Source organism: Nocardioides sp. P5_C9_2 (assembly GCF_054049555.1).
Genome location: NZ_JBFUMD010000212.1, coordinates 1 through 6,210, shown reverse-complemented (window position 1 = coordinate 6,210; position 6,210 = coordinate 1). Strand labels below are relative to the sequence as shown.

The window sequence follows — 6,210 nt, the reverse complement described above, 5'->3', positions numbered from 1 at the left end:
ACTGGGCGCTGCTCAACGCCCTGGTCAACACGGCCTCCGGTGCCAGCTGGGTGTCGATCCACCACGGGGGCGGCGTCGGGATGGGCCGCTCGATCCACGCCGGCCAGGTGTGCGTCGCGGACGGCACCGAGCTCGCCGCGCAGAAGATCGAGCGGGTCCTCACCAACGACCCCGGCATGGGCGTGATCCGCCACGTCGACGCGGGCTACGACCGGGCCTCCGAGGTGGCCGCCGAGCGCGGCGTACGCATCCCGATGCAGGAGGGCTGATACCGCCGGTGGTGGGTCCGGTCAGTCGGTGATGACCGGCTCCCCGGTGACCGGGTCGGTCATCGGCGTGGTGTCTCCCGCCGTGATGCCGTTGACGACGGGGGTGATGAGCGTCTCCAGGATCAGCGCCAGCACCGCCATCAGGGCGCAGCCGACCACGATCATCGAGACGAACGCCCAGGACCACCCGTGGTTGAGCATGAAGCCGGCCACCACCGGACCCAGGATCGTGCCGCCCTGGAAGGCGCCGGCGCTCACCGCGTTGTAGCGCCCGCGCAGGTGGTCGGGCGCGAGGTCGTTGGTGATGGCCGGGATGGTCGGCTGGAGGAGCGTCTCGCCGAGGGCGAAGACGGCGTTGAAGGCCAGCACGCCCACGGCCGCGGCGACGGTGCCGGGCACGAGGCCGGTCAGGCCGAGCACGAGCCACGCCAGTGACCACAGTGCCGTCATCACCAGCAGCACCCGGGTGCGTCGGTGGCCGCTGATCCGGCGCAGCACGACGAACTGGAGCAGCACGATGGTGGCGGTGTTGACGGCGAAGCCGAAGCCGATCACCCGCGTGGAGACCTCGCTGACCGTCCGGGCGAACGCCGGCAGGCCGGCCTCGATCTGTCCGTAGCCGACGAAGGTGGCCAGGAAGGTCAGCGCGGTGAGCCACAGGACGGCCGGCTGGCGCACGATCGCGAGGTAGGACCCGGCCGCGGGGTCCTCGTCGTCGGGGCGCTCGGCGCGACCGTGGACGTGGCGCAGCGGTCCCAGCAGCATCGCGATCGGCACGAGCATGCAGGCGGCGTCCGCCAGGAAGATCGCGCTGAAGGTCGCGGGGTCGCTGACGTCGGCGTAGAACCCGCCGATGATGCCGCCGGTGCCGATGCCGAGGTTGACGAGCGCGAAGTTGATCCCGAAGTACTGCTGGCGGGTCTCGCCGGTCGTGACCGCGGCGACGAGGGCGTTGAAGGCCGGCCAGGAGACGCCGAAGTTGAAGCCGAGGAACGCGAAGCCGACCAGGAACTCGGCCGGCGACGTGGCGAAGGCGATGACCGCGCACCCGACCACCTGGGCGCTGGTCGAGAACAGCAGCATCCGCCGGGCGCCCAGCCGGTCGACGAGCGCGCCGCCGGGCCCGGTGACCGCCAGCGCGACGACGGCGATGAAGGCCATCAGCAGGCCGGCCAGGTCCAGGGAGATCCCGCGGACCTCGTGCATGTAGATGATCGTGAACGGGAGGGTCAGGCCGCGTCCGAGGGTCTGCACCACGACTGTCGACAGCAACCAGCGACCCTCCACCGGGAGGGAGCTCCAGAAGGCGCGCATGCCGGGCCGGGTCGTCGTGCTCACGGGGCGATCCTCACCCGTGGCACCGACAGTTCACCAATCCCCTCCGGACATGACAGTGGCCCGGCCCCCGAGGGGACCGGGCCACGAAAGTGTCGTGCGTCTGGTGTGGTGCTACCAGACCCGACGGCTGTTGCCGCCGATCGGCACGAAGTTGAGGATCAGGCCGACGACCAAGAGGATCGCGCCGATCGTGGTGAGGATGGAGATCTTGGCCACGAGGCCGACGATCAGAAGAATCAGGCCGAGTACGACCATGGGTGCTGCCCTCCTAAGAGGTCTCGATCTGAGACCGCCCGGTCACATTGCCCGATATCCGGACGAAATGCCAACACCCGGACGGGTACAACTAGTTCTTTCGGGTGGTGCGGGCCTGGCTCGACCGGGTCACGGTCAGGACTRCAGCGCCTCGATCGCGTCGTGGATCGACAGCGTGCGCCGGGCCGACTCGACGTGCAGCGCCTCGATGAGGCGGCCGTTGTGGGTCACCACGTGCGAGGTCCGGCCCTCCCAGGCCTGCAGGATCCCGCGCGCCGTCTCCACCGCCTGCTCGCTCGGTGCGAAGGCCGCGTTGGCGCCCTCGACCTGACCGGGGTGGATCAGCGTCTTGCCGTCGAATCCCATCTGCCGGCCCTGCGCGCACTCGGCGAGGAAGCCGTCGGCGTCCTTCACGTCGTTGTAGACACCGTCGAGGATGACCTTGCCGGTGGCCCGGGCCGCGAGCAGGGCGAGCGAGAGCCCGGCCAGGACGGGCTGGCGGCCCGGCACGTGCTCGGCGTACAGCTCCTTGACGAGGTCGTTGGTGCCCATCACCAGCACGGTGAGCCGCTCGGAGGCGGCGGCGATCTCCTCGGCGTGGAGCATYGCGTACGGCGTCTCCACCATCGCCCAGAGCGCGGTGTGCTCGGGCGCGTCGTGGGCGGTCATCGTCTCGACGAGGGAGCGCACCGCGTCCGCGCTGTCCACCTTGGGTACGACGATCGCGTCCGGCCCGGCGGCGCACGCGGCGGCCATGTCCGCGGCGTGCCACTCGGTGTCGGCGCCGTTGACCCGGATGGTCAGCTCCCGGCTGCCGTACTCCCCACCGGCGGCGGCGGCGCAGGCGGCGTCGCGGGCGGCCTCCTTGGCGTCGGGCGCGACGGCGTCCTCGAGGTCGAGGATGAGCCCGTCGCAGGGCAGCGTCTTGGCCTTCTCCAGGGCCCGCTCGTTGGAGCTGGGCATGTAGAGCACGGAGCGGCGCGGACGGAAGTCGATCTGGGATGGACGGAGGTCGGTCGTCATCGGGTCAGTCCTCGATCGTGATGGCGTCGTACTGGGCCTTGAGGCGCGGGTCGATCGCCGCGAGCTGCTCGGCGAGCTCGACCATCACCAGGCACTGCTTGAGGGAGGCATCGTCCTCCATCTTGCCGTCGAGCATGACCGCGCCCGTGCCGTCGCCCATGGCGGCGACGACCCGGCGGGCGTGTTTGATGTCGGCGGCGCTGGGCGCGAAGACGCGGTTGGCGATCTCGATCTGCGTGGGGTGCAGGCTCCACGTGCCGACGCAGCCGAGCAGGAAGGCGTTGCGGAACTGGTCCTCGCACGCGGTCGTGTCGGCGATGTCGCCGAACGGCCCGTAGTAGGGGTAGATGCCGTGCATCGCGCAGGCGTCGACCATCCGCGCGATCGTGTAGTGCCACAGGTCCTGCTGGAAGATGTCGCGGTGCGCCTCCGGCTGGTCCGGGTTGGCGTCCTGTCGCACCAGGTAGCCGGGGTGGCCGCCGCCGACGCGAGTGGTCTTCATCCGGCGGTCGGCCGCGAGGTCGGCGGGCCCGAGCGACAGGCCCTGCATGCGCGGGCTGGCCCCGCAGATCTCCTCGATGCTGGCGACGCCGCGGGCGGTCTCCAGGATCGCGTGGACCAGGATCGGGCGGTCCAGGCCCGCCTTGGCCTCGAGCTGGGCCAGCAGCCGGTCGACGTAGTGGATGTCCTCGGCGCCCTGCACCTTGGGGACCATGATCACGTCGAGCTTGTCGCCGATCTCGGAGACGAGCGTGGTGAGGTCGTCGAGCACCCACGGGCTGTCGAGGGCGTTGATCCGCGTCCACAGCTGCGTCGGGCCGCTCTGCCCTCCGAGATCGGCCGTCTCCTTCGCGATGCGCACGAGCCCGGCGCGGGCGGCCTCCTTGTTGTCGGCCTTGACGGCGTCCTCGAGGTTGCCGAGCAGGACGTCGACGGTGCCGACCATCTGCGGCACCTTGGCCGCCATCTTCGCGTTGGACGGGTCGAAGAAGTGGATCGCTCGGCTGGGTCGGGCCGGGATCTCGGTGACCGGGGTCGGGKCCCCGACGGCGAGCGGGCGGAAGAAGTCCTTGGCTGGGCGCATGGGGCGGAACCTACCGAAACCCTGTGACCAACGGGTATGACGTACTCCACTCGGACGGGCTCAGCGCCGGCGGCCGAACCACCGCCGCCGGCCGCGCTCCGGCTGGTGGGCGGCCAGGGCGGCGCGCTGGGCCTCGATGCGCGCCGTACGACGCCCGTGCCAGGCCTCGACCTCGGCCTCGACGTCGCGCTCGGGGGTGATCACCGGCGGTCCGCCGAGCAGCTGCATCCGGGCGCGGCGGACGCGCGCGTTGAAGCCCTCGAGCTCCTCCCGGACCTCGGACTCGGCGGTGATCCGGTCCAGGCGCCGCTCGAGCTCGGCGTCCTCCTTGCGCAGCTCCAGCGCGGGCGGCAGGACGCTGATCTGCTCGCGCTCGACGAGCCGCTTGACCCACCAGTCGGGGTCGGGATCGGTGCCGAGGCCCTCCAGCGGCTTGCCCGCGCCGGGCAGGTCGTCGAAGTCGCCGCGCTCGAAGGCGATCCGCAGCTGCTGCTCGACCCACTGACCCTGGTGCTGGATCCGGGCCGCCGCCGCGGACTGGCCCGTGCGGTCGTCGCGGGCACGCTCGTGCCGGCGCGGGTCGTCGTCCGGGTCCTGGTCGGTCATCTGGTCACCTCCGAGGCCCCCAGCGTAGGTCGTGGGCGGACGGGGTCGGAGGGGTCCGGTCGGCGGGTGGCCGGGCGGGCGGCCCTGGTGCCACACTCGAGCGATGAGCACGCTCCGCACCGAGCGGATCGACAAACGTGTCCGCGGCCGGCTCGGCGACGCCGTGGTCGTCGAGACCCAGGACCCGCTGCTGGTCTGGCAGCCCGGGTTCCCGCCGGTCTACGGGTTCGCCCGCGACGAGGTGACCGACGGAGCGCTCCGGCCGGCGAGCGGGACGTCGTACGACGGGTCCTTCTTCTTCCGACCGCACCTGCCGGTGGCGCAGTGGTACGACGTGGTGGCCGGGGACGACGTCGTCGAGTGCGGCGCCTGGACGCTCGAGGACCTCCCGGACCGGGTGCTGCTGACGTGGGAGCCCGGCCGGCTGGCCTGGACCGAGGAGGACGAGGCGGTCTCCCTGCACCCGCGGGACCCGCACAAGCGGGTGGAGACCCTGCGGAGCTCGCGCCACGTCGAGGTGCTGGTCGGCGACACGGCGGTGGCGACCAGCGACCGGCCGGTGCTGCTGCTCGAGACGGACCTGCCGACGCGCTACTACCTGCCCCGCGAGGACGTCCGGCTCGACCTGCTCACGCCGACGGACAACGTCTCGGCCTGCCCCTACAAGGGGACCGCGCACGCCTACTGGACCTTCGCGGGTCCACCCGAGGTGCGCAACGTCGCGTGGTCCTACGCGGCACCGTTGCCGGCCGTCGACGCCATCCGCGACCGGATCTGCTTCTACAACGAGCTCGTCGACCTGCGGGTGGACGGCGTCCTGCTGGAGCGGCCRGAGTCGCCGTTCAGCCGGGCGGAGCAACGACCGGGCGGGGAGTGAGGCGAACTCGCTCGCTGTGGCGGCGCGCACGTCCGTAGGCTCCGCGCATGGCTCCCCCCGCTGCGCCCGCTCCACCCGTGGCGTCCGTGCTCTCCGTCAACGTCGGCTCGCCCGCCCCGCGCAGCGGGAAGAAGACGCCGACCGGCATCGGCAAGGTCCCGGTCGACCGGATCGAGGTCGCGGACCCGGGCCCCAAGCGGCGCGGCCCCGACGGGGAGGGCTTCTCGGGCGTCGCGGGCGACTTCGTGGGGAGCGGGCGCCACCACGGCGGGAGCGACCAGGCGGTCTACGCGTGCGCCCGCGAGGAGCTCGACCACTGGGGACGAGAGCTCGGGCGCGAGCTGCCCGACGGCATGTTCGGCGAGAACCTCACGACCGTCGGGATCGACGTCGACGCCTCGGAGTACGGCGACGTGTGGACGGTCGGCGGTGCCGTGCTGCGGGTCAGCGCGCCTCGGGTGCCGTGCGCGACGTTCGCCCTGCGGATGGGGGAGCGGGCCTGGGTGCGGCGCTTCGCCGAGCGCGGTCGGGCCGGCACCTACCTCGCCGTGCTCGAGCCGGGCACGATTCGGCCCGGCGACACCATCACCGTCCGGCGCTCCGGGTCCGGCCTGGCCGTCCCGACGCTGCTCAGGGCCTGGATGGGCGACGCGGACGCGGCCCGTGAGGCGCTCGGCCACGACGACCTCGACGAGGAGAGCCGCGCGTACTTCACCCGGCTGCTCGCCCGGCGCTCCTGAACGCGGTTCTCGGGGTAG

Annotated in this window: 7 protein-coding genes and 1 pseudogene; 3 read left to right on the top strand and 5 right to left on the bottom strand. The window is 72.1% G+C overall.

Annotation, left to right across the window (positions count from 1 at the left end):
• Positions 1–269: pseudogene (locus tag ACXJKL_RS11915) on the top strand (urocanate hydratase); the annotation flags it as partial.
• Positions 270–290: 21 nt separating this feature from the next.
• Here ACXJKL_RS11915 and ACXJKL_RS11910 read toward each other — a convergent pair.
• From ACXJKL_RS11910 to ACXJKL_RS11890, 5 genes are all read right to left on the bottom strand, one after another.
• Positions 291–1,607, bottom strand: coding sequence for an MFS transporter (locus ACXJKL_RS11910; protein WP_457207261.1), 1,317 nt, complete (start codon positions 1,605–1,607; stop codon positions 291–293).
• 111 nt (positions 1,608–1,718) lie between these two features.
• Complete coding sequence (locus ACXJKL_RS11905) at positions 1,719–1,862, bottom strand: hypothetical protein (protein ID WP_199907670.1); 144 nt, start codon at positions 1,860–1,862, stop codon at positions 1,719–1,721.
• 135 nt (positions 1,863–1,997) lie between these two features.
• On the bottom strand, positions 1,998–2,885 hold the full coding sequence (locus ACXJKL_RS11900; RefSeq protein WP_457207260.1) for an HpcH/HpaI aldolase/citrate lyase family protein: 888 nt from the start codon (positions 2,883–2,885) through the stop codon (positions 1,998–2,000).
• Between the two features lie 4 nt (positions 2,886–2,889).
• Complete coding sequence (locus tag ACXJKL_RS11895) at positions 2,890–3,969, bottom strand: HpcH/HpaI aldolase/citrate lyase family protein (RefSeq protein WP_457207259.1); 1,080 nt, start codon at positions 3,967–3,969, stop codon at positions 2,890–2,892.
• Positions 3,970–4,029: 60 nt separating this feature from the next.
• The gene (locus ACXJKL_RS11890; RefSeq protein ID WP_457207258.1) at positions 4,030–4,575 is read right to left on the bottom strand and encodes a DnaJ family domain-containing protein; all 546 of its coding nucleotides are present in this window, start codon (positions 4,573–4,575) and stop codon (positions 4,030–4,032) included.
• Positions 4,576–4,678: 103 nt separating this feature from the next.
• Between ACXJKL_RS11890 and ACXJKL_RS11885 the strand changes: the two genes are divergently transcribed.
• Both ACXJKL_RS11885 and ACXJKL_RS11880 read left to right on the top strand, forming a co-directional pair.
• Positions 4,679–5,452 carry a DUF427 domain-containing protein gene (locus ACXJKL_RS11885; RefSeq protein ID WP_457207257.1) on the top strand — a complete coding sequence of 258 codons (774 nt, stop codon included), beginning with the start codon at positions 4,679–4,681 and terminating at the stop codon, positions 5,450–5,452.
• A 47-nt stretch (positions 5,453–5,499) separates the two neighbouring features.
• Positions 5,500–6,192, top strand: a complete 693-nt coding sequence (locus tag ACXJKL_RS11880) for an MOSC domain-containing protein (RefSeq protein WP_457207256.1) — start codon at positions 5,500–5,502, stop codon at positions 6,190–6,192.
• The last annotated feature ends 18 nt before the right edge of the window (positions 6,193–6,210 follow it).

Coding starts and splice junctions, on each gene's coding strand:
- ACXJKL_RS11905 (WP_199907670.1), bottom strand. CDS start 1,862: ATGGTCGTACTCGGCCTGATTCTTCTGATCGTCGGCCTCGTGGCCAAG.
- ACXJKL_RS11880 (WP_457207256.1), top strand. CDS start 5,500: ATGGCTCCCCCCGCTGCGCCCGCTCCACCCGTGGCGTCCGTGCTCTCC.
- ACXJKL_RS11890 (WP_457207258.1), bottom strand. CDS start 4,575: ATGACCGACCAGGACCCGGACGACGACCCGCGCCGGCACGAGCGTGCC.